Below are 20,602 nucleotides of genomic sequence, written 5' to 3'. Positions count from 1 at the left end.
TCACAGCTCGACCTCGGGCTGGGCTGGCTGGGGTGCCGGACGCAGTGTCGCGGGCGCGGCGGGGACGAGCGCCGGGGCCGTCGCTTGCGGGGTCGGAACCGGAATCGGCTCCGGCGTCGGCGCGGCCTCGGCGTTGCGTTGGTAGCGCGTCACTTCGAAGCCCAATGGATTCACGAAGCGATCCTCGAGGCTCATCGGCTCGCCCGAATAGCGGTAGCGAATGACGGATACCCAGGCGCGCGGCGCTTCGGTGCGCCCACCCGCATCCCGTCGGATGGTGTCGAAGCGGACCAATGCGGCATTCTGCCCCAGCGGTGACACGCTCTTCACCCGCGTCTCGATCACCGTGGTGCGGGGGAGCCGCGCCAGCGGGCTGTCGGGGTTCGCTGCCTGCACGCTAGAGACATACGCCGTCCGTGCATCGCCCTGCGACCAGAGCGACACTTTCCGGTAATTGGTCTGCACGGCCGAGATGTCGAAGCTCTCGCGCGCGATGACATATTGGACGAGGAAGGACTGGGTCAGCGCCGCGTTGCCGCTCACTTGCTGGGCATCGAGCGGCTTGAGCGCCTGGACGAAGCCGGTCTGCTTGTCGACGAGCAAGGTATAGGGCTCGACGGTCTTGAGCGGAGTCAGCAGCATCAGCGCGAGCGCCAGCATAGCCGCCACTGCCACCGCGACGCTCGCGACGATCCACGCGGTACGCCGCGACGCACGCAGCGCCATCTGCTGATCTTCCGCCCAGCTTCCCGCCTCGCGATAATAGGCGTCGAGCGCCTCGCGCGATTTATTCTTCATCCGTTGCTGTCCCTTCGTCCGGCGCTGGCGGACACACGGCCCTGCGCGCGGCGGCGATGGCTCTGCCCGAGCGGCGCCGGAGCGGGCGGCGGTATGTCGCGCCCGGATGTCCCGGCCGTCATGGCCCGGCCGGGCGGGCCAGACGCGGCGACGACCTGCTGCGCCGCCATCTCGCGTCGTTGCACATGCGTCACCGCCTCGGCCACGGCTGCGGCGCGCGAAAGCTGTGCGGCAGGCACATGCGTCTCGCGCGGCGACCGGATCGACGGCGCGAAGGTCTCGCCGCCGCGCCATCCGGCGATCATCTGGGCCGGGGCGGTACGCCAGGCAGACGGCAGCCGGAAGCCGAGCACGAGCCGCGCGGCCATGCCGAGCCCGGCAAGCAGCGCCAGCGCGAAGGCCAGCGCCACCACCAGCAATTCGGTGGCGGCGCCGCCGCCGATCGACAGCTGCGCCTCGCGGCGCGCGATCAGATCGGCCAGCCATGGCTCGAGCAGCGCCAGCTCGACGCCGAGCAACACTGTCACCGCGATCGCGCCGATCGCCGCGGCGGCGAGTGCGCGGATCCAGCCTTCGAACAGGCTGCGCGTGCCTTCGAACAGCAGGAACGCGATGAACAAGGGGCCGAGCGCGAGCAGCAGCCCGGCGACCAGCCGAACCGAGGCGAACGCGGCGATCGTCGCAGTGAGATACACCAGCCGCGCAGTGCCCAGCGCGAAGGACCCGAAGATGCTCGGCGGCTCCTGCGGCACGGGCGTGACCACTTGCTGCCCCTCGACGCCGGTGCGGATCGCCACGGCAGGGCCGTTGCCGAGCCGTCCCAGCTCGATGAGCGCATCGTCCACCAGTTCCAGCCGTACGCCCATGCCCCCGGTGGCGCCGGGCAGGCCGGCCGGAGCGCCGATGCCGGCGACCAGCTCGGCGGGCCCGTGAAAGGCGACGTCATAGGCGAGCGTCCGATATGCCGCCCAACTGGTGGCGAGCGCGAGGACGATGCCGATCTTGACCAGTGCGAGCACGCCGTCGCGCACCGCCGGGGCCTCGCCGAACAGCATGCGATACCCGAAGAACGCCACGAACAGGGTGAGCAAGCCCGTGAGCAGCAGCGACAGCGGCGATCCCGGCGCGGAGAGCGCGAGATAGCCCTGGCTTCCAAGCGTCTGCGCCTGGCAATCGACGAACGCCAGCACGCTCTGCAGGAACGCGCCGTCGGTGATGCCGGGGCAGGCGATGGTCATGCGACCTCCAGCAGCCGCGGCAGCCACTCTGCGGGATCGTCGCCGCTGGTGGCGCGAATCTCGTCGAGCAGCCGTACGGTGCGCTCGCGGCCGGAAAGGATGGTCAGCATATCGCGCTCGCCGGTCAAATTGAGCCGGGCGACCACGCTCTCGTTGCCGTGCTTGATCAGAAAGCAGTGCGCGTTGTCGGGCAAGGTGCGGATCAGCTCGAATTCGTGCGGCGTCAGCCCGAAGCCGTCGATGTAATCATTGGCGCGCGCCTTGGGATTGGCCATGAAGATCTGCGTCGCCGCCTGCTCGATGATGGCGCTGGCGATGCGGCTCTCCAACGCATCCTGCGCACTTTGCGTGGCGAAGCCGACGATGCCGTTGCGCTTGCGGATCGTCTTTTCCCAATCCTTGATCCGCCGCACGAAGACGTCGTCGTCGAGCGCCTTCCAGCCTTCGTCGACCACGATGATCGCCGCGGTCCCGTCGAGCCGCTCCTCGACGCGGTGGAACAGATACATCATCGCCGGAGTGCGCATCGCCGGATCGTCGAGGATCTGGGTCATGTCGAAGCCGACGGTGGCGGCGGTCAGGTCGGTCTCGTCGCGCGCATTGTCGAACAGCCAGGCGCGCTCACCTTCGCCCCACCAGGGCCGCAGCCGTGCCCACAGGTCTGCCGCATGCGGGCGATGGCCGCCACGGAAGAGCTCGGCGAGATGGCGCAGGCGACGCTGCTCGATCGGCTGGTCGAAATTGGCGTCGATCGAATCCTTGATCCGGGCGATCTCCTCGATGTCGGCGCCGCCGGCGAGCAGCGCGATCCAGTCGATCAGGAACTGGCGGTTGACGGCCGTGTCGTCGATCTGAAGCGGATTTAGGCCCGAAGGCGTGCCCGGACGCAGCAGATCGTACCGCCCGCCGATCGCGCGAAGGAACAGCTCGGCGCCGCGATCCTTGTCGAAGAAGATGATCCTCGGGCTGAATTTGCGCGCCTGGGCGAGCAGGAAGTTGAGCACCACCGTCTTGCCCGAACCCGAAGGGCCTATTACTGTGAAATTGCCGAGATCGCCCTGGTGGAAGTTGAAATAATAAGGGCCCGCCGCGGTGGTCTCGAACAGGGTGACGGCATCGCCCCAATGATTTCCGGACGCGCGGCCCTGCGGAAGGTTGTGCCCGCTCGCGAACCCGGCGAAATTGCTGGTCGAGACCAGCCCGCGGCGCGCGATATATTTGAAATTTCCGGGGAACTGCGCCCAGAATGCAGGTTCGAGCGCGATTTCCTCGCGCACTGCGATGATCCCCATGTCGGCAAGCACCGCCTGCACCTCGGCGACGCCCTCGTCGACCTCGGCGGGCGTCTCGCCGCGCACAGCGATGGTCATGTGATGCTCGCCGAAGCCGGCACGCCCGGCGGCGACATCGTCCTTGGCGCCGGAAAGATCGTTGCGCAGGCTGACCGCCTCGTCCTCGGCCGAGCGCATCCGCCGGAGCGCGAGGTTCATCTTCGACAATGCCGCCTGCCGCTCGACGAAGCCGAAGCTCTGCGCGATCGTCAGTTCGAACGGCAGCCGGAGCAATTCGTCGAGCATGCCGGGCGCGGTCTGGCCGGGATAGTCCTTGATCGAAACGAGGCCGGCGAAGCTGCGCGGCAAGGTACCCGTCGGGCCCAGCTCGATCGTCTCTTGCCCGAAACTCACGCGGCGATAGGGGAGATAGGCGCCGAGATCCTGCATCGGCAGCAGCACCGGCCGCACTTCGCCATTGTAGAGCGAGGACAGGAATTCGAGCGGCTCGGAGCAGCTACCCTGTGGCGTCTGGTACACTCCGAGCAATCGCGGCTCATAGCTGCCGAGCGCGGCGAGCAGCGCATCGCGGGCGACATCGAGCTGGCGCAGCTCGTGTCCGCTATCGGCCTCGACCCCGCCGCCGCGCAACCGGTCGAGCAGGCCGATCCGCCCCTGGAGCGGACGGCGCACAAGCGTCAGGAACAGGTCGTTGACGTAGAGTCGCTTCTGCGCGAGCCGCGCCTTCCACGACGCGTCGAGCTGCTGCGAAAAGGTGTCCGGAAATTCGGCAGCGAGCTCGGCATCCACCTGGCGCCGGACGACGTGATTATAGATCGCGAAGCGCGACGATCCGATCGACTGGAGCATCGCGTCGCGGAGCCGTTTGCGGTAGTTTATTTCCTCCGTGTCGGCGGTCTCGAACAGCAGGCCGCGCAAGTGGAGCACCTGCATGAGGAGGCCGTCGCGCGTCTCGATCGTATGGTCGTCGACGTGACGCGCATAAGGGAGGTGGCGCCCGGCCGGCGCCTCGCGCCGCACCACCTCCGGATCGCGGGTCAGGGCCGGTAGGAGTTGCATCGCCAGATCGCATGGTTGCGGACGCGCGGGCACCGCCCGAGCCGAGTGAGCCACAGGTCGAAGAAGCGCGGTTCGCGCAGACAAAGGATCACCCCGGCGAAGTGAATGACCAGCGCCACCGCGATCGCCCAGGGAGACTTGAAGATCAGGAACAATTCGGTGGCGATCACCGCATTGGCGATGAAATAGCTGTAGGTGACGCCGGCGAACATCTGCGGCCGGGTGAGCGCGACGAACAACTGGTCCCGTTCAAGACCGTTCATCGCTTATTGCCCCAGCTGGGCGGTGGACTGGATCCCGGCGACGATGCTCGCCGCACCGAACAGGATGAAGCAGCCGAGGATCACCGTAGCGCCATAGCGCCAGTTGATCCGGCCGGTGAGCATCAGCAGCCCCACCGAAGCGACCGCGATCACCGCGACGACCGTGGCGATCGTGCCGAGCAGCGTTCCCTCCAGCCAGCGAACCGCGGACACGATCACGCCCGATCCGGCGGGATCCGCCAGCGCATCCTGCGCCGCCGCGATGCCGGACCAGCCCACCGCAAGCAGGGCTACTGCCCGTACAGTCCAGCGGATCCAACGCATCTGTCTGCCCCTCGTATCAGTCCCCGACTATTTGTGCGTCATGAGAGCGCCCTTGCCAAGCAGCATATAAGTTCGGGCCTCGCGCGCCTCTCGATCGAGTTTTGCTCTAGGGAGGCCATTGGCGTGCCAAATTGATCCGGGCAGACCGTCTGGCGGCCGCGCGCATCCGGTGCGGGCGATGATACCGCCAACTATTTCGCGCCGCCGTCGCCGACCAGCGCGGCCTGAGCCACCCGCAGGGTTAGCAGGCGCTCGATGCCCTCCGGGTCGGCTTCTCCCCATGCGAAGGCAGGCTTGGTGCCACGCAAGTCGGAGCGGATGCGATCGGCAACGCGATACAGCTCGTCGATGCTCGGCAATCTGTCCTGCGCGATGCAGTCGATGACCTCGGGCGCGATCCTCGCTCGCGACGCTTCCATTCTAGGTCCTCCCTCTCGTGAGGAAGCTAGGAAGAATTTGTCGGTCCGGAAGGGCTCGCCCGGCGGCTTTGCGATGAGTTGCGCACGGGCATGCGACGGCCGCTGCGCAAACGCGCGCTCTCTCCGGGCGAGGCCTCAAATCGCTTCGATATAGCGCCAGAAGTTTTCGCCCGGGGCGACGCCCAGCCCCGGGCCTTGGGGAAGGCGATAGGCGCCGGCTTCGCATGCCGGCAGTCCCTCGAGCAGCGCGGCGTTCCGATCGAAGATCGAATGCTGATATTCGTGCATCGGCAAGTCGAGGATCGCCGCCGAGGCCTGCAGGCTGGCCGCGAGGAAGATACCCGTTCCGATCGTTGCGTGCGGGATGGTGGGGAGGTGGTGTGCGCCGGCGAGCTGTGCGATGCGCATGAACTGAGTGATGCCGGTATGGCCCATCTCGGGCTGGACGATCGCGATCGCGCCCGCCGTCAGCCGAGGTTCGGCATCGTGGACCGTCCGCCACTCCTCGCCCGCGGCGATCGGCGTCGTCACCGAACGCGCCACATGCGCGAGCCCAGCCACATCCTCTGGTTTCACCGGCGCTTCGGCGAAGGCGAGATCGTGGCGTTCGAGCCGGCGGATCAGCTGGGCGGCGTCGCCGCGCCCGTGCATCCAATGAAAGTCGACCATCAGCTGCGCCTCGGGGCCCAGCGCCTCGCGCAACGCACCGAGCTCGCGGTCGAGCCCGTCCCAGCTCACCGCCGCGGCGATCTTGAACGCCGTGAAGCCCTGGTCGGCGAAGTGTTTCGCCAGTGCCACGCGCTCGTCGAGCGTCGCGCAGGGAAGACCCGAGATGTAGGCGGGGATTGTTCGGCGCCGCTCACCGCCGAGCAGCTTGCGGATGGGCAGGCCCGCGATGCGGCCGCAAATGTCCCACAATGCGATGTCCACCGCGGCGACTGCGTCCAGGTAGAAGCCGCCGCCATATCCGCGGACGCGCAATATGTCGTAAAGATCCTCCCACAGCACCGCGACGTCGAACGGATCGCGTCCGGTGACGATCGGCGCGATCAGGTCTTCGATGAAGGTGCCGATCACCTGCGGCGCGGTGAGACCATAGGTCTCGCCCCAGCCGACGACGCCATTCTTGGTGGTGACGCGGACTACCACTGAGCGGTCCTGGGTCGGATAGATGGTGCGGTTGGATTTGCGCACGAAATAGCCGCGCGCGTTGATTTCCTCGCCCGCGCCGAGCGGCCCGAGATAGGGTGTGTCGCGCGGAATGGTGACCATAAAGGCTTCGATGCGCTCGATCCGGTCGTCCATCTATTTGTCTCCGCTCAGCCCGCGTGAAATTGGGCGACGGTCGCGGTGGGCGTCAACAGGTCCGCCAGGCCCTCGAGCAGTTCGTCGAGTTCGCGCTGGTCATGCGCATCGAGCGCCGGCCCCGGTGCGCGCACGAAGGCGCTGGAGATCAGGCCGCGGCGCCGGAGCACTTCCTTGGTGAGGCGCCAGCGGTAGATCGCCTGCATGTTGAGCAGCGGCAGCGTGCGTTCGAACAGCCGGCGCACGCGGGCCCAGTCGCCCGCACGGTGCGCCGCGATCAGCTGAACATGCAGGTCGGCGATCTCGACCGCAGGCATCGTGCCCACCGCACCGCGCGCGAGCTCGTCGGTGATGTAGCGGCCGCCGGCGCCGCCGAACACGCCGTCCAACAGCCCGCCGCCCTGTTCGCGAAGCGCAGTGATCCTTTGGCCGCAGGGAAGAGTTTCTTCTTTCACATATCGGATGCCCGGTGCCGCGCGGACGATCCCGATCACTGCCGCAGGCGAGAGGCCGAGGCCCATGGGCCTGGGGGCGTTCTGGAGCATGATCGGCACGTCCGCCGCGGCGGAAAGCCGGCGATAAAAGCTGGCGAGGCGGTCCAGGTCGTCGGCATGGCGGCTCGGCGTCACCACCATCGCGGCGCTGGCGCCGGCCTGTGCCGCGGCGGCGATCACTGCCTCGCTTTCCGCATCGCTCTTGCCGCCCGCTCCGCAGATGAAGGCGACCCGTCCGGCCGCGCGCTGGCCGATCAGGGCGATCAGATGGAGCCGCTCGTCGAGCGTGAGATGATCATATTCGCTCGCCAGCCCGGGAAAGACGACGCCGTCGACGCCGCAGTCGATCGCCCAGTCGGTAACGGCGCAGATCCCCTTCTCGTCCACCGCACCCTGGTCGGTGAAGATGGTTGGCAGGACCGGAAATGCGCCGCTGATCGTAGACATGTTCATCCCTTGTGCGCGCCCTGGGGCGTCGGGACGTCCAACCATATCATTGCTAAACTAGCAATAAAAATGTTTCTATGACCGCAACAGCGCTCGCGTCATTCCGCGATTTCGGCCGCCGCCTTGCGCAGGGCGGCGACGATCTCGGGCGTGGCTTCTTCCGGAATCCAGCCCGACATGCCGATCGCTGCGAAGGCGGGGCTGGAGACTCCGATCGCGATCGTGTGCCGATCCTGGTTCTCGCCGACCCGAACGCGCGCATAGCCTTGCGCGCGCGTCGTGGCCAAGACCTCGAGCAGGGAGTCCAGCCCGTCGGGATAGCCGGGCACTTCCTCGCCCTCGTAGAGCTCGGCGATATGCCCGTCGTCGAGCTCCGCGAGCAGTGCGACGCCGATCCCGTTCTCGCTCGCCGGGAGCAGCCCGATGCGGCCGAGCGCCTGCGCCGTCTCCATCCCCGGAGGCGCGTGGAAGAGATAGCTCACGTCATGGTTCCACAGCACGCCCATCGCGATCGTGAGGCCGAAGCGCCGCAGCTGCTCGAGCGCGGGCATTGCGTTCTGGACGAAGCGCGAGGCGAAAAGGCTTTGCGCGGCAAGCACATGCATGCCGGGGCCAGCAGTGTATTTGCGATTGGCGGTCTGCCGGGCGATGCCGAGATAAGCGAGCGTCTTGAGCAGGCGGTTGACGCGCGTCGGGTTGAAGCCGAGCTTGCGGGCAAGCTCGCGGTTGCCGATCGGCTCGGGCGAGACGGCGAGTGCCTGGAGCGTGGCGATGCCGTCGATCAGGCTCTGGTTGGGTTGGGCATTTGGTTTGGGCCGCACAGGGGCGCTTCCTCCGTTGTCGCTCGCGCGACAGACATGATCCATGCGACTGCCGAGCGCAATCGGCTATGGCAGGTGTCGATTGACTTGTCGCTAAATACGCAACACTTTGGGCAAATAGAGGCCAGAGGCCGGCGTGCGGGGAGGTATGCGTGGCGAGTGGACGTTTCATCGCGGGGGACTGGGGCTCGAGCTTCATGCGCCTGCACCTCTGCGAGCCTGGAGCGCCGGTGCGCGTGATCGAGACGGCGAATGGTCGCGGCATCAAATTCTGCGACGATCCCGAAGCCACATTCTTCGAGGTTGCGGGGCCGTGGATCGCACGCGAAGGCCCGCTGCCGGTCGTGCTCGCCGGGATGGTGGGGGGGAATATCGGCTGGGTCGATTGCCCCTATGCGGATTGCCCGGCGAACCTCGACGATCTCGCGGCGCGGATGACGCGGTTCGAAGTGCGCGGCGTACCGGTCGCGATCGTGCCGGGCATTTCCTGCACCAACCTCTTCGGCCTGCCCGACGTGATGCGCGGCGAGGAGGCGCAGGTCTTCGGATGGCTGGTGCGTGCCGGCAGCATGGGGCGCCGAACATTGTGCCTGCCCGGCACGCACGCCAAATGGTGCAGCGTTGCGGACGAGCGCGTGACGCGCTTCTTCACCAGCATGACGGGTGAGATGTTCGAGATCCTCGTGACGCACAGCCTTGTCGGGCGCGGCATGGCCCCTGCCGAGCCGGGCGTGCCGATCGCCGCGCGCGACCCGGCGTTCGTCCGCGGCGTGGACACCGTGCTCGCCAATCCGCGGCTGGCGTTCGAACATGCGGTGTTCTCGGCGCGCAGCCTCCTCGTCATGGGAAGCCTCTCGGCGGAGACGGCACGGCCCTATCTCTCCGGCCTGCTGATCGGGTGTGAGGTGCGCGACGCGATTGGAGCACTGCATGAGGCGGGCGAGCCGGTGGACCATGTGACGCTGATCGGCGCGCCCGAGCTCTCGGCGCTGTACGGCGCGGTGCTCGATCGGCTCGGGATCGGCCATGACCTGGTCGACGGCCATGCCGCGAGCCTTGCGGGCCTCTCCGCGCTTGCCACGCATGCGCAACGCGTGCCGGCATGAGTGCCCTGGGCATGCCGCGGCCGCGCGTGCGCTGGGCGATCCTCGCATTGCTCTTCTTCTCGACCGTCCTCAACTATGTCGACCGGCAGACGCTCTCGATCCTGGCGACCACGATCCAGAAGGATCTGGGGATCGACGACATCGGCTATGCCCGTGTCGTCCAGCTCTTCCTGATCGCCTACACGCTCGCTTATTTCGTCGTCGGGTGGCTCACCGACCGGCTCGGCTTGAAGCTGGCGCTGGCGCTGTTCGTCGGCTGGTGGTCGATCGCCAACATGATGACGGGGCTGGTCCACGGCATCGGCCAGCTCGGCGCGGCGCGCTTCGCGCTCGGGCTCGGCGAGGCTGGCAATTACGTCGCCGCGCCGAAGGCGGTCTCCGAGCATTACGCCCCGCACGAGCGCGGCTTTGCGGTGGGCGTCTATACCGCGGGCGCGATGGCGGGCGCGACGATCGCGCCGCCGCTGATCGGGTGGCTGGCGCTCACTTATGGCTGGCGTTCGGCGTTCATGGCGACGGGTGCGCTGGGATTCGTGTGGATGGCTGTCTGGCTTGCGCTACGCCACGGCCAGCCGAGCGAGGTCGCCTCCGGTGCGGCGGCCGAAATGCCCTCGATCGGCGCGATCCTCAGGGACAAGTCGGTCTGGGGCCTCGCGCTCACGCGAACGATCACCGATCCGGTCTGGTATTTCTACCTCTTCTGGTTTCCCAAATATCTGGGCGATGCGCGTGGGCTTCCGCTTGCCGTGATCGCTGCGACCGCGTGGGTCGTCTACCTTGCGGCGGACCTTGGCAGCATCGGCGGCGGCCTCCTTTCGGGTCGCTTCGTCCGCCGCGGCACCACCCCGATCACTGCCCGCTTGCGCGTGATGGGGATCGGCGCCTGCCTAGCCCCGCTCGGTGCATTGATCGCGCTCCAGCCGTCGCTGCCGGTCACCTATGCGCTCGCCGGGCTCGTCGCACTCTCGCACATGATGTTCCTAGGCAACCTCACCACGTTGGCGGTGGATCGCTTCCCCCAGGCCCGAGTCGCGACCATCTTCGGGCTGATCGCGGCGGGCAGCGGGATCGGCGGCATTCTCTCGACCCAGCTCGTCGGCGCCTTCGCCGCGACGCGCGACTATGGCACTGTCTTCCTCGTGATGGCGGCATTGCACCCAATCGGCTGGCTGATCGCGCGCGCGACCGCGGGCAAGCCGAGAGCTGAGCTGGGAGGATAGAGATGCGGCTCGACGGAGAGATCGCAGTGGTGACTGGCGCCGCAGGCGGGATGGGCGCGGCGGTGTGCGAGCGGTTCGCCGCGGCCGGTGCGCGCGTCGCCGCGCTCGACCTTCAGGTGCCGTCCGTCGGCGATATGGCGCTTGCCTGCGATCTCGCGGACGACGATGCGGTGACGACCGTCGCCGATGCGATCCGGGCTCGGCTCGGCGCGCCGACGATCGTCGTCCATGCCGCCGCGACGACCGAGTTCGCCGGCACGCTGCAATCGTCGCCCGCCGCGTTTCTGCGCGTCTATGACGTGAACGTCGGCGGCGCCCTTCGCCTGGCGCAGGCGTTCGCGCCGGACATGCAGCGCGCGGGGAAGGGGGTGTTCACCTTCGTTTCATCGATCAACGCGCGGATGGGCGCGCCCGGGCTCGCCGCCTATGCCGCGTCCAAGGGCGGGCTCGAGACCTTCCTCAAGACCTTCGCGCTCGAAGTCGCCGATAGCGGCGTCCGCGCTAATGGAGTCGCGCCGGCGTCGGTGAATACGCCGATGCTGCAGGCCTCGTTCGATCGCGCACCCGATCCCGCGGCAGCGCGTGCGGCGAACGTGCTCCGGCATCCGCTGGGCCGCCTCGGCACCGCGGAGGAAGTGGCCGAGCTCATCCTCTTCCTGTCCTCCGACGCTGCCGCGTGGATCACCGGTACCGTGGTGGGAATAGATGGCGGGGCGGGGATCACCCGACGCTGATCCGCCGGCTATTTCGGCTGGTGGAGCACCTGGCCCGCCGCGACCAACTCCCGTTCGAGCGCATCGTAAGGCACATCCTGCACGTCGCCCTGCGAGCGCAGCGACAGGCTCGCGGCGATGCCCGCGGACTCGCCCAGGATCATGAAGACCGGTTCCATGCGGATCGAGCCATAAGCAATGTGCGATGCCGAGATCGCCGCCGGCACCAGCAGGTTGCGTGCCTCGCCCCGGCGGGGCAGCAGCGACTGGTAGCTGATCTCATAGACGCCGCCCGGGCTGACTTCGATATTGCCTTCGTTGCGCGCTAAGCCACGGGCGTCGACGTAGCGACGAACATTGTGCGAATCCATGTTGTACGAGCCCAATCCGACCGATTGCGGGGTCGGGACCTGGCCGCGCAAATGCTTCTCCGTCATCACGAAATCGGAGACCATCCTGCGTCCCTCGCGCACATAGATCTCGCGCGGCCAGTGGGCATTGTCCCTGAACTCGTCGCCGCACAGCCCCCAGGGCGCCATCGCCGCGCGGACGTCGGCCGGCACGCGCGGGTCGTTCTGCACGAACCACAACAGCCCCTGCTGATAGTCGCGATGCTCGGCGAGGATTCGCTCGCGCTCGGCATAGGAGCCGGTCGGATAGCCGTAATTCATCCCGATATTGTCGAACGAGAAACCCCCGAAATTGTTGGTATCGGTCTTGCCGTTCGGAATCGCGTCGTACTTGGTGAAGGGATCGCGCCAGCCGGTGTCGTAATAGCGGGCGAGCAGCTCATATTGCCGTGGATCATAGTGGGCCGGCTTTACAAACGGCGCGCGGATGTCGGGCCGCTTCGTCATGCACAGGCGATAGGTATAGGCTTGGATGCGCTTGTCTCCCGCGCCCTCGACGCCGGCGGGACCCGGCTCGATCCGCGGCAGCAGCCCGCTCTCGGGCTTTCCCGGCACGACATAGGGATCCACGTCGCGGGTGAAATTGTGCGAGACCGAATTGCGCGGCTGATTGCCGTTGAGCGTTTCGCCATATTGGGCATTGGCTTCGCGGCCGATAGTGAAGGACACGCCGGCCATCGCCATCAGATCGCCTTCGTAGCTGGCGTCGATGAACAGGTCGCCCGCGATCCTGCGGCCGTCCTTCGCGACCATTTCCCGGATCTTGCCGCCCCGCGAGACGACGCCCGATCGATCGATCCGCAGCTTGAAGTCGTAGACCGGAACCACGCCGTTGCGCGTCAGCCAATTCCGGTAGATCGCCTCGGCGACATGGGGCTCGAACACCCATTGGGTGTCGCGATCCTCGTTCGATATGCCGGGATGGCGCTGCGGCGCGGGAATGTCGGTGATGTGGCGTTCGGCATAATAGGATTTGACGTCGCGGTAGAATTGCAGTGCGAGGCCGCCGATCGCCTTATGGTCGCCGGCATCGGCATAGCCGAGCCCGTTGGTGCTCATCCCGCCGATCCAGCCGTCGCGGCAGGCGAGCACGACATCGTGCCCGCGCCTTTTCACGGCCATCGCGGCGGTGATCCCGGCGGGCGTGCACCCATAGATCACGACCTGCGCGCGCAGATCCGGCGCGGGGCCGGCATGCCCGGCGGACGCGGGTGTCAGCAGCGCGGCGCAGAGCAACTTCGCGGCTCGGAACATGTGACTTTCTCCTATCCCTGGCATCAGTGCAGGCGCCTGAGTTCCAGCGCCTGGCCCGGCTGCCCGAAATCGTCGATCGCGCGCAGCGACACCGCTTGCGCGCGATCGATGCCGCGCAGGAACACGGTGCCCGATGCGGCCGATCCTATGGATGCCGTTCGCCCGCCGAAGCGGGCTTCATAGCCGGCGGCATCGGGAACCGGATCGAAGACGAGCAGGGTGAGATCGCCCGGGCCGGGCACGAGACAGCCGCTCGCCGGCGCCGGCAGATCGCCGGGCCCGCGCGGCGTGGCGGAACGCGGTTCGGACCAGGCGCTGTCGAAGCCGATCCCGTTGCGGCGGCGCATGCGCAATCGATAGGTCTTGCCGTTCTCCAGCCCGGGGATCCGCGTGGTGCCGCGGGTGGTGACGCTGATCCTGCGCGCCCGTTCGGTTCCGGGCAGCGTCAGCTCGATCTCGAAGAGATAATCGGTCGCCTCGGTCGAATAGTTCACGAATACCGCCCGATCGGCGGACTGGATGGACCACAGGATCGGCGGGAGGTCGTCACGCGTGGTCATGGCGGAGACGGTGGCGCTGGGCGCGCTTTCGCCCGCTTCGTTGAACGCCACGAGCCGGAAGGCGTAACGCTGATCGAGTTCCAGGCCGGCGATATCGATGAAATCGTTGATTGTGGGTGCCGCCTGTTTGGGACCGCCGGGACCGTCATAGGCAAGGCGATAGCCGTCGGACCGGGCGACGGGATCGAACAGGATCCGCGCGGTCTTGATCGATGCATGGACATGGCGGATGACTGGTGCCGCGGGAGGCGCCAGGTCGTTCTTCACGGTGAGCACCGAATAGCCGAGCGGATCGATCAGGTCGGCCAGGATCGTCGCACCTGCACGCTTCGCCGGCAGCCTGAGGGTCACCGGCGCGGCGCCGGGGGCAAGCGGGGGCAGATCGATCAGCCCGGCGTCGCTCGGGTTGCCCGCTGCGTCCAGCACGCGCCATAGGATCCGGTATCCGCGCATCGCATAAGCAGGCAAATCGTCAACGCCGCGGGGGGCGAGGGTGATCGACCAGTCCGCGCCGCGCCGCTCCAGCGCCATCTTCGCCACCGGCGCATGCGCCGCGCGATAGGAGAAATAGCTCCGCTTCGGCCGGCGATCGCTGGTCAAGATGCCCCAGCTGCGATTCTGCGACGGGCCGGTCGGCGGGCTGAACGGCCAGCCGGCCCAGTCGCTGCGATAGTCGTTCAGCGTCCAGCGCGAGCCGCCGATCACATAGGGCTTGCCGCGCAACTGGTTCAGGAAGGCGTCGCCCGTGTCCTTCGCTTCGTTCGGATCCTCGCTGTCGAGCGCGCCGCCGCCGCCATATTCGGACAGGAAGATCGGCTTTCCGGGATGGAGCGCCCGTGTCTTCTCGATCGCTTCGGCGAGGTCGCCATAGGCGTTCATCGTGATCAGATCGGCGAACGCGATCGGATCGTCCTTCTGATTGCCGGCGGTGTTCGTCACGTAGACGGCGAAGCGGCCCGGATCCAGCGCCTTGGCGCGCGCGATGGCGGTGCGCACATACTCCCTCGCGCCCGGATTGCGATCGTACCGGCCGATCTCGTTGCCGACGCTCCAACCGATGACGGAGGGATGGTTGAACTGGGTGTCGATCAGCCGTTCCAGCCAATCCGCCGCCACCTTCGAGCGGGCATCGACCAACTCGCTCTTGCCCCAGATCGGCAGCTCGCTGATGCTGAGGATGCCGACCTCGTCGAGATAGTCGAGAACCTCCGGCGGCAACGGAAAGTGCGAAAGCCGGGCCATGGTCGTGCCGAGCATCTTCATCAGATCGATATCGGCGCGATAGCGTGAGGGGGGCAGGACGGAGCCGGTGCGGCGGTCTTCGGGGACGAGATTGAAGCCCACCGGGCGGATCGGCTCGCCATTGAGCAGCAGCCGCTCGCCAGCGATCTCGACCTTGCGGATGCCGAAACGGCTGGCCTGCGAATGGATCGTCGCACCCGCCCGCATCAGGCTGACCTCGGCCTCGTAGAGCTGGGGGGAGTTCAGGTGCCAGAGATGGACCTGTGCGGGCTCAAGCACGGTCTCGAAAGCGAAGTCACCGGTGCCGGCCAGGACCGGCGAAGTCCATATAACGACACCGTCCCGGCGAAGCGTCACCTGTGCACTGATGTCTGCCGCGGAGCTGCCATGGCTGGCCGCCTGCGCCCGCACGATGACCCTGGCGCGTCCGGTTTGGAGATCGGGTTCGGCCGTGATCTTCACGCGCTCGAGCCGGGTCGGGTCCGTGATCTCCAGCCATACCGGCCGGCGGATGCCGCCCCAATTCCATACCGCGCCGAGCCTGCGGCGATTGTCGACGCGGACGGTCAGCTGGTTGCGCTTGCCGGGCGGCGCCAGGTTCCGCAGGTCGAAATGGAAGGGCAGGAAGCCATTGTCGTTCGTGCCCAGCAGATGGCCGTTCAGCCAGACCGTCGCGTCGTTATAGGCCGCCTCGAACACCAGCCGGACCAGCTTGCCGGACCAACCGGGATCGGTCGCGAATCCGGTGCGGTACCAGGCGGCGCCGGCATATTCCGAATGCTCGTTGATCACGTCCCAGACGCCGGGCACGGTCATGTCTTCCCAGGCGGACGCATCGAGCGAGGGCGCGAACCAGGCGTGGTCCTCGCCGTCCGAATAGGGATCGATGCGGAATTTCCAGACGCCGTCCAACGAATGGCGCGTCGTCCGGTCCCGCGGCGGTAGCGGGGAAGGGCGAGGCTCCGATGCGGCCGCGGTGGCTGCGGACAGGACGGCGGGGGCCGCGGCAAGCAGGAGCAGGCCGCGCCGGGAAATCCGCGGGATCGGGAAATCAGTCGATCGCATTCGCCTCTCCTTGCGCTCCGGCTGCCGGATCCTGTCCCACGCGCAACCCTAGGGATCCTGATTGAGAACCTATACAGGCTGTCGATTCATAACGGCTGCATGTCGTCCACCGCGAAACCCCTTGCCGTCATCCCGGCCTTGAGCCGGGATCCCGCTTCTTCTGCTCGCCCGAAAGACAGCGGGACCCCGGCTCAAGGCCGGGGTGACGGGGGAGAGAATGAGTCCTCAGCCCAGGTCGCGATCGTAGGGACATCAGAAATTCAGGGATGCGCCGAGCTTGAAGACGCGGCCGAATTGTACATTGGTCACGAGCGCCTCGCTGAACCCGTCATAGGAGCGCTGCTGGCTGTCCAACAGGTTGATCCCTTCGAGGCGGAATTCCAGGTTCTTGGTGACTCCATATTTGAAGGTCACGGCGAGATCCTGGTAACTGTCGTTGTACACGCCGTTGCCGCTCGATCCGTTGAGCGAGACGAAATAGGCGTCGCGCCAATTATACGCCACGCGCAGGTTGAGCGGGCCCTTGTCGTAATAAGCGACGACATTGACGTTGTTCTTGGACAAGCCGGGGAAGGTGAAGCTGTGCCCGTTGGGGTCCTTCAGCGGCGTCTGGGAGGCGATGTAGGAATAGGTCACCAGCGCTCCGAAGCCATCGAACGGCGCGGGCAGGAAGGTGAAGGGCTGCTGGTACAGCACTTCGAATCCCTTGACGGTGCCGTTCTGGCCGTTGGTCGCGCGGCCGATCACATAATCGATATTGTTGTATCGTTCGGGCGACAAAGCCGAGACGATGAAGCTGCCCACGTCCTTGTAGAAGGCGCCGATCGAGATCAGATTCTCCTTGCCGAAATAATATTCGATCGACGCGTCATATTGCGTCGCGGAGAAGGCATCGAGATCCGGCGACCCGCCACTGCCCGTACCGGCCTGGATCTGCACGCCGTTCGCGAAAACCGGATCGTTGTTGAGCGCGATGCCGTTGTTGAGCGAGGCGGTGCTGGGGAAGGAGAGCACCTTCGCATAGCCCAGGCGGACCACCAGATCGTCGCTGAAGCTGAGCTTGGCGACGGCCGAAGGAAGGAAGTCGGTGTCGTCGCGGCGGAAGGTCGTCGGCGTGACGGTCGTGCCGGCCAGAATGTTGCCGATCGATTCCAGCTTCCGGCCGATATAGCGCACGCCGGCATTGCCCTCCAACTGCGCGAAGCCGAGGTCGGACTTGAAGTTCAGCTTGGCATAGCCGTTCCAGAAGGTCTCGTTGATGTCGTAGGTGGAGCCGAGGCTGCTGACCGATTGCGAGGGGTTGAGGCAGGCGGGATCCTGCGAGACCGTCGGGAAAGCCGTGAAGGCGTGGCAGGAGCCGACTGCCGATTCGATGGCGCCGAGATAGGAGCGCGGTACGCCGGCGAACTGTCCGGGCAGGAAATCCGAGTTCGAGAACAGCCTGAGATATCCCGTCAACACGGATGCCGGCAGGTTCGGCCGCAGCAACGCGTTGTGCGGGCGCACGGTGGATTCGAGCCGCTCGTACCGGCCGCCGATCTCGAGCGAAGAGAGGAAGGACGAATTGAAGGCATATTCCACGTCGCCACGGGCCTGGGTGTTCTTCGTGGCCGCCCTTCGTCCGTCGTCATAATAGAGCCCGAACGTCATGCCGGCGGGATCGCTGAGATTGAAGTTCGAGAAGTCGAAGGATCCGAAATCGCCCTCGCGAAAATCGAACCGGATCGGCCTGGCGGCGGAGGCGGGGAGCGTCAGGCGCACATAGTTGCGCGTGGAATTCGCGACCGAGTCGCCGATCGCCACCTGGCCCGACAGCGTGAGTGCGTCGGACACCTGGTATCGCGCCGTGATCGCCGTCGACCAGACTTCGTTCTCGATGTCGTAGAACGACATGTTGGTATTGGGCGTGGTGGTCGAGGTGCCGGCGAGCAGGACGTTGTTCGGCGAGAAGACCGGATTGGAGAGACCCGCCGTCGGCACGAAGGCGATCCAGTAGCGGTCGCGATCCGACGTCAGGCGGCTGTAGAATGCGTCGGCGGTCACTTCGAGGCCGTTGCCGGGGCGCCATTGCAGCACCCCGGTCGCGCCCAGCTTCTTGCGGTCGTCGCGGATCTGCTGCGCGCGCATATCGGCATCGCCGGTGCGCCGGACGCCGCCATTGGTGAAGGCGGTGTAGCCGGAAAAGGTGCTGAGCCCCTGCTCGGCGATGTGCCGTTCGCTCATCGACACGCTGAACAGGTACCCCAACGTGTCGCTCGCCATCGTGTTTGAAACCAGCCCGAACGCCTCGTAGCCGCTTCGTCCGGACATGCTGTCGTAGATGACGCCCCCGCTCGCGGTGACGTGGAACCCCTTGTTGTCGAGCGGCTTGCGGGTGTTGATGTCGACGATCCCGCCCAGCGCCCCCGCGATCTGGTCGGATCCGGCGAGCTTGGTCACCTGCAGGCTGGCGACGAGTTCCGACGGGATCAGCGCGAGCAGGCCGTAGGTGGAGCCGCCCAGCTCGTCGATGCCCGATCCGCCGCGGCCCGTCGGGTCGAACAGTTCGCGGCCGTTGTAGAGGGTGACGTTCTGGCGCAGGCCGCGAATGGCGATGCTCGTGCCTTCGCCGATGCCGCGATCGAGCTGCACGCCGGATACGCGGGCCAGCGATTCCGCGACATTGGTATCCGGCAGGCTGCCGATGTCCGACGCTACGATGGCGTCGACGAACTGGGTGGAGTCGCGCTTGATCGTCCGGGCCTTGTCCAGGCTCTGGCGGACGCCGGTGACGACGATCTCCTGCTCCGGCGTAAGGGTCTCGTTCGCCGTGTCCGCGGGGGGCGCCTCCTGCGCGAATGCGGGCGCTGCCAGTGCGACGAGGCATGTGCCGGCGAGCCAGATTGGTCCCAATGCGCGCATATTTCCCCTCTCCCTGCCGATTGGCTTGTTTGTGTCGCTTATATAGCACCAGTATATTTGTGGCAAGCGTCCGTAAATGCCTCCGGAAAGGAAGATGTTTTCATTGAAATACAATTAGATGAATGGCCTACCTGCGCGGGATGCCAAGCGGCGACCGGCTTCACGATCGCGGGCAATGCTTGCTAGAATCGTTACGAAAGTGCCGGTGCCGGTCTCAGTTCAGATAGCGGGCGGCGCTGGCGTGAGCGGTGCCCCGCGTCCGGACCTTGCAGCGAAAGCTGTTCGCGAGGGCAGGGTCGCCGCCGGAATAATATGGGAATGCGGGATAGGGGCAAAGCGGGCGCTGGGCGACGATCGGCTTGCGCACGTCGTCCTTCTCGAAGCGCGTGCCCGTCAGCTGCGCCGGCACGCGGCCTTTCTCCACCCATTGAACGAGGGCGACGAGCGCGTCGCGGTCGACCGAGGTCTCCGTGCCCGGCGCAACGTCCTGGCCGATGTTCCACGCTCCCGGTCCCCGCACGCAATGCGCCATGCCCGGCACGAGGAAGAGGCGCATATAATCCTGCACAGCGGCAAGATCGCCTCCGTTCGCGCGCACCGCTCTCTCGTAATAGTCGATCGAGGTGTCGAACGGGATGACCGGGTCGCTGAGGCCGTGGTACCAGAGGATCTTCCCTCCGTGCCGGCGGAAAGGGGCCAGATCCGTGCTGTTCGCATTGAGGATGCCCGCCAGCTCGCCGTCGACGCGGTCCACGTCGCGATCGAAGTCGAACGAGGCCGGCTCGAACGTGTCGCGGCCAAAGACCCAGTAAAAGGCGTAGAATTGGGTAAGCGGCCAGGTGCCGAGCTGCTGCGCCCCGAGGCCCGGCGGCGCCGCCTCGCTGCCGATCGCGACGGGCGCATAGATTCGCTCGCCGCTGCGGGGATTGACCGCGCCGCCATAGACCTTGTGAAGGGCGAGGAACTGCGCATCCGTAAGGCAATTCTCCTGATCGCCGGCGGTGCAGCGAGGGACATCCGCATCCTCGAACCGGCACCCCCGCGGATCGGTGAGGTACGTGTCACCCGGTGCGCCACCGTCTTTGCCGCGCCCGCAGGCCTTGATGATCGCATTGTGGACGAGGTCCAGCTTGGCATTCGAAAGCCTGCTGCCGGGCGTCTCCACGAGAGCATTCCAGTTCCAGACGAACGACATGTGGATGTGCGTCCGATCCTGCGCCGGGGCTCCGACGAGGATCCCGTCATAATCGGCGGGATAAAGTTGCGCGTTGACCAAAGCCTGCTGACCGCCGGTCGAACACCCCATGAAATAGGAATATTGCGGCAGCCTGCCGTAAAAGGCCTTGATGAACCGTCGCGCCGCGCGGGTCATCTCGTGGTTGGCGCGATGGCCGAAGTCGCGCCACCGTGCCGGCTGCCCCATCGTGGTGAGGACATTGGGCGCAGTCCCAAGATCGGAGTTCGCAACCGCGAAGCCGCGCTTGAGATTCTGCATCATCGGATTTCCAAGCGAGAGCCGGCCGCCGCCGCCGCCATTGCCCGTCGCCAGGAAGCGCCCATTCCATCCAGCGGCAGGCAACCAGAGCTCCACGCCGATTGCCGATCCGCTTTCAGGGCGCATCGTCAGGTTGATGCGACAAAAAGCGGGGAGCTGCGGCGCGGGGACCGCCT

The 20,602-nt window shown here is 66.5% G+C and carries 16 protein-coding genes; 3 read left to right on the top strand and 13 right to left on the bottom strand.

All coding sequences use genetic code 11. The features are described from left to right. The 9 genes from ASE13_RS08105 to ASE13_RS08065 form a co-directional block, all read right to left on the bottom strand. Nucleotides 1–798 (bottom strand): virB8 family protein, encoded by a 798-nt coding sequence (locus tag ASE13_RS08105; protein ID WP_056613356.1) that lies wholly within the window; start codon nucleotides 796–798, stop codon nucleotides 1–3. Next, the gene (locus ASE13_RS08100) at nucleotides 795–2,036 is read right to left on the bottom strand and encodes a type IV secretion system protein (RefSeq protein WP_056613354.1); all 1,242 of its coding nucleotides are present in this window, start codon (nucleotides 2,034–2,036) and stop codon (nucleotides 795–797) included. Before ASE13_RS08100 ends, ASE13_RS08105 begins: the two co-directional genes overlap by 4 nt. Continuing rightward, nucleotides 2,033–4,387, bottom strand: coding sequence for a VirB4 family type IV secretion/conjugal transfer ATPase (locus ASE13_RS08095; protein ID WP_056613352.1), 2,355 nt, complete (start codon nucleotides 4,385–4,387; stop codon nucleotides 2,033–2,035). Before ASE13_RS08095 ends, ASE13_RS08100 begins: the two co-directional genes overlap by 4 nt. Next, on the bottom strand, nucleotides 4,366–4,650 hold the full coding sequence (locus tag ASE13_RS08090) for a type IV secretion system protein VirB3 (RefSeq protein ID WP_056613350.1): 285 nt from the start codon (nucleotides 4,648–4,650) through the stop codon (nucleotides 4,366–4,368). Before ASE13_RS08090 ends, ASE13_RS08095 begins: the two co-directional genes overlap by 22 nt. Before the next feature lie 3 nt (nucleotides 4,651–4,653). After that, nucleotides 4,654–4,974 carry a TrbC/VirB2 family protein gene (locus tag ASE13_RS08085; RefSeq protein WP_082596448.1) on the bottom strand — a complete coding sequence of 107 codons (321 nt, stop codon included), beginning with the start codon at nucleotides 4,972–4,974 and terminating at the stop codon, nucleotides 4,654–4,656. Nucleotides 4,975–5,165: 191 nt separating this feature from the next. Then, entirely contained in the window at nucleotides 5,166–5,393 is a 228-nt protein-coding gene (locus ASE13_RS08080; RefSeq protein ID WP_056613348.1) for a hypothetical protein, read from the bottom strand. Between the two features lie 135 nt (nucleotides 5,394–5,528). Further along, nucleotides 5,529–6,698, bottom strand: coding sequence for a mandelate racemase/muconate lactonizing enzyme family protein (locus tag ASE13_RS08075; protein WP_056613346.1), 1,170 nt, complete (start codon nucleotides 6,696–6,698; stop codon nucleotides 5,529–5,531). Nucleotides 6,699–6,712: 14 nt separating this feature from the next. Further along, nucleotides 6,713–7,639, bottom strand: coding sequence for a dihydrodipicolinate synthase family protein (locus tag ASE13_RS08070; RefSeq protein ID WP_056614940.1), 927 nt, complete (start codon nucleotides 7,637–7,639; stop codon nucleotides 6,713–6,715). Between the two features lie 98 nt (nucleotides 7,640–7,737). Continuing rightward, entirely contained in the window at nucleotides 7,738–8,460 is a 723-nt protein-coding gene (locus ASE13_RS08065; RefSeq protein ID WP_056614934.1) for an IclR family transcriptional regulator, read from the bottom strand. 152 nt (nucleotides 8,461–8,612) lie between these two features. Here ASE13_RS08065 and ASE13_RS08060 point away from each other — a divergent pair, with 152 nt between their 5' ends. From ASE13_RS08060 to ASE13_RS08050, 3 genes are read left to right on the top strand one after another with little or no spacing between them, the layout of a single operon-like run. Beyond that, nucleotides 8,613–9,566 carry a 2-dehydro-3-deoxygalactonokinase gene (locus tag ASE13_RS08060; protein ID WP_235536885.1) on the top strand — a complete coding sequence of 318 codons (954 nt, stop codon included), beginning with the start codon at nucleotides 8,613–8,615 and terminating at the stop codon, nucleotides 9,564–9,566. Beyond that, the gene (locus ASE13_RS08055) at nucleotides 9,563–10,786 is read left to right on the top strand and encodes an MFS transporter (protein WP_235536884.1); all 1,224 of its coding nucleotides are present in this window, start codon (nucleotides 9,563–9,565) and stop codon (nucleotides 10,784–10,786) included. The genes ASE13_RS08060 and ASE13_RS08055 overlap by 4 nt, the downstream gene beginning before the upstream one ends. 2 nt (nucleotides 10,787–10,788) lie before the next feature. After that, complete coding sequence (locus ASE13_RS08050; protein ID WP_056613340.1) at nucleotides 10,789–11,520, top strand: SDR family NAD(P)-dependent oxidoreductase; 732 nt, start codon at nucleotides 10,789–10,791, stop codon at nucleotides 11,518–11,520. A gap of 8 nt (nucleotides 11,521–11,528) precedes the next feature. Here the strand turns inward: ASE13_RS08050 and ASE13_RS08045 are convergent, their stop codons facing one another. The 4 genes from ASE13_RS08045 to ASE13_RS08030 all read right to left on the bottom strand — a co-directional run bounded on the left by ASE13_RS08045 (nucleotide 11,529) and on the right by ASE13_RS08030 (nucleotide 20,552). Then, nucleotides 11,529–13,163, bottom strand: a complete 1,635-nt coding sequence (locus tag ASE13_RS08045) for an FAD-dependent oxidoreductase (protein WP_156404785.1) — start codon at nucleotides 13,161–13,163, stop codon at nucleotides 11,529–11,531. Nucleotides 13,164–13,186: 23 nt separating this feature from the next. Further along, nucleotides 13,187–16,030: a glycoside hydrolase family 2 TIM barrel-domain containing protein gene (locus tag ASE13_RS08040; RefSeq protein ID WP_082596446.1), complete on the bottom strand. Its 2,844-nt coding sequence runs from the start codon at nucleotides 16,028–16,030 to the stop codon at nucleotides 13,187–13,189. Nucleotides 16,031–16,282: 252 nt separating this feature from the next. Continuing rightward, nucleotides 16,283–18,931 (bottom strand): TonB-dependent receptor, encoded by a 2,649-nt coding sequence (locus ASE13_RS08035; protein WP_056613337.1) that lies wholly within the window; start codon nucleotides 18,929–18,931, stop codon nucleotides 16,283–16,285. Nucleotides 18,932–19,145: 214 nt separating this feature from the next. Beyond that, the gene (locus ASE13_RS08030; protein WP_200955591.1) at nucleotides 19,146–20,552 is read right to left on the bottom strand and encodes a tannase/feruloyl esterase family alpha/beta hydrolase; all 1,407 of its coding nucleotides are present in this window, start codon (nucleotides 20,550–20,552) and stop codon (nucleotides 19,146–19,148) included. Nucleotides 20,553–20,602: the final 50 nt, after the last annotated feature.

Source organism: Sphingomonas sp. Root241, assembly GCF_001428865.1.
In the GTDB taxonomy this organism is placed as follows: Bacteria; Pseudomonadota; Alphaproteobacteria; order Sphingomonadales; family Sphingomonadaceae; genus Sphingomonas.
Note: the sequence above shows the minus strand (reverse complement) of the source record. Positions and strands in the feature narration are given on the sequence as shown.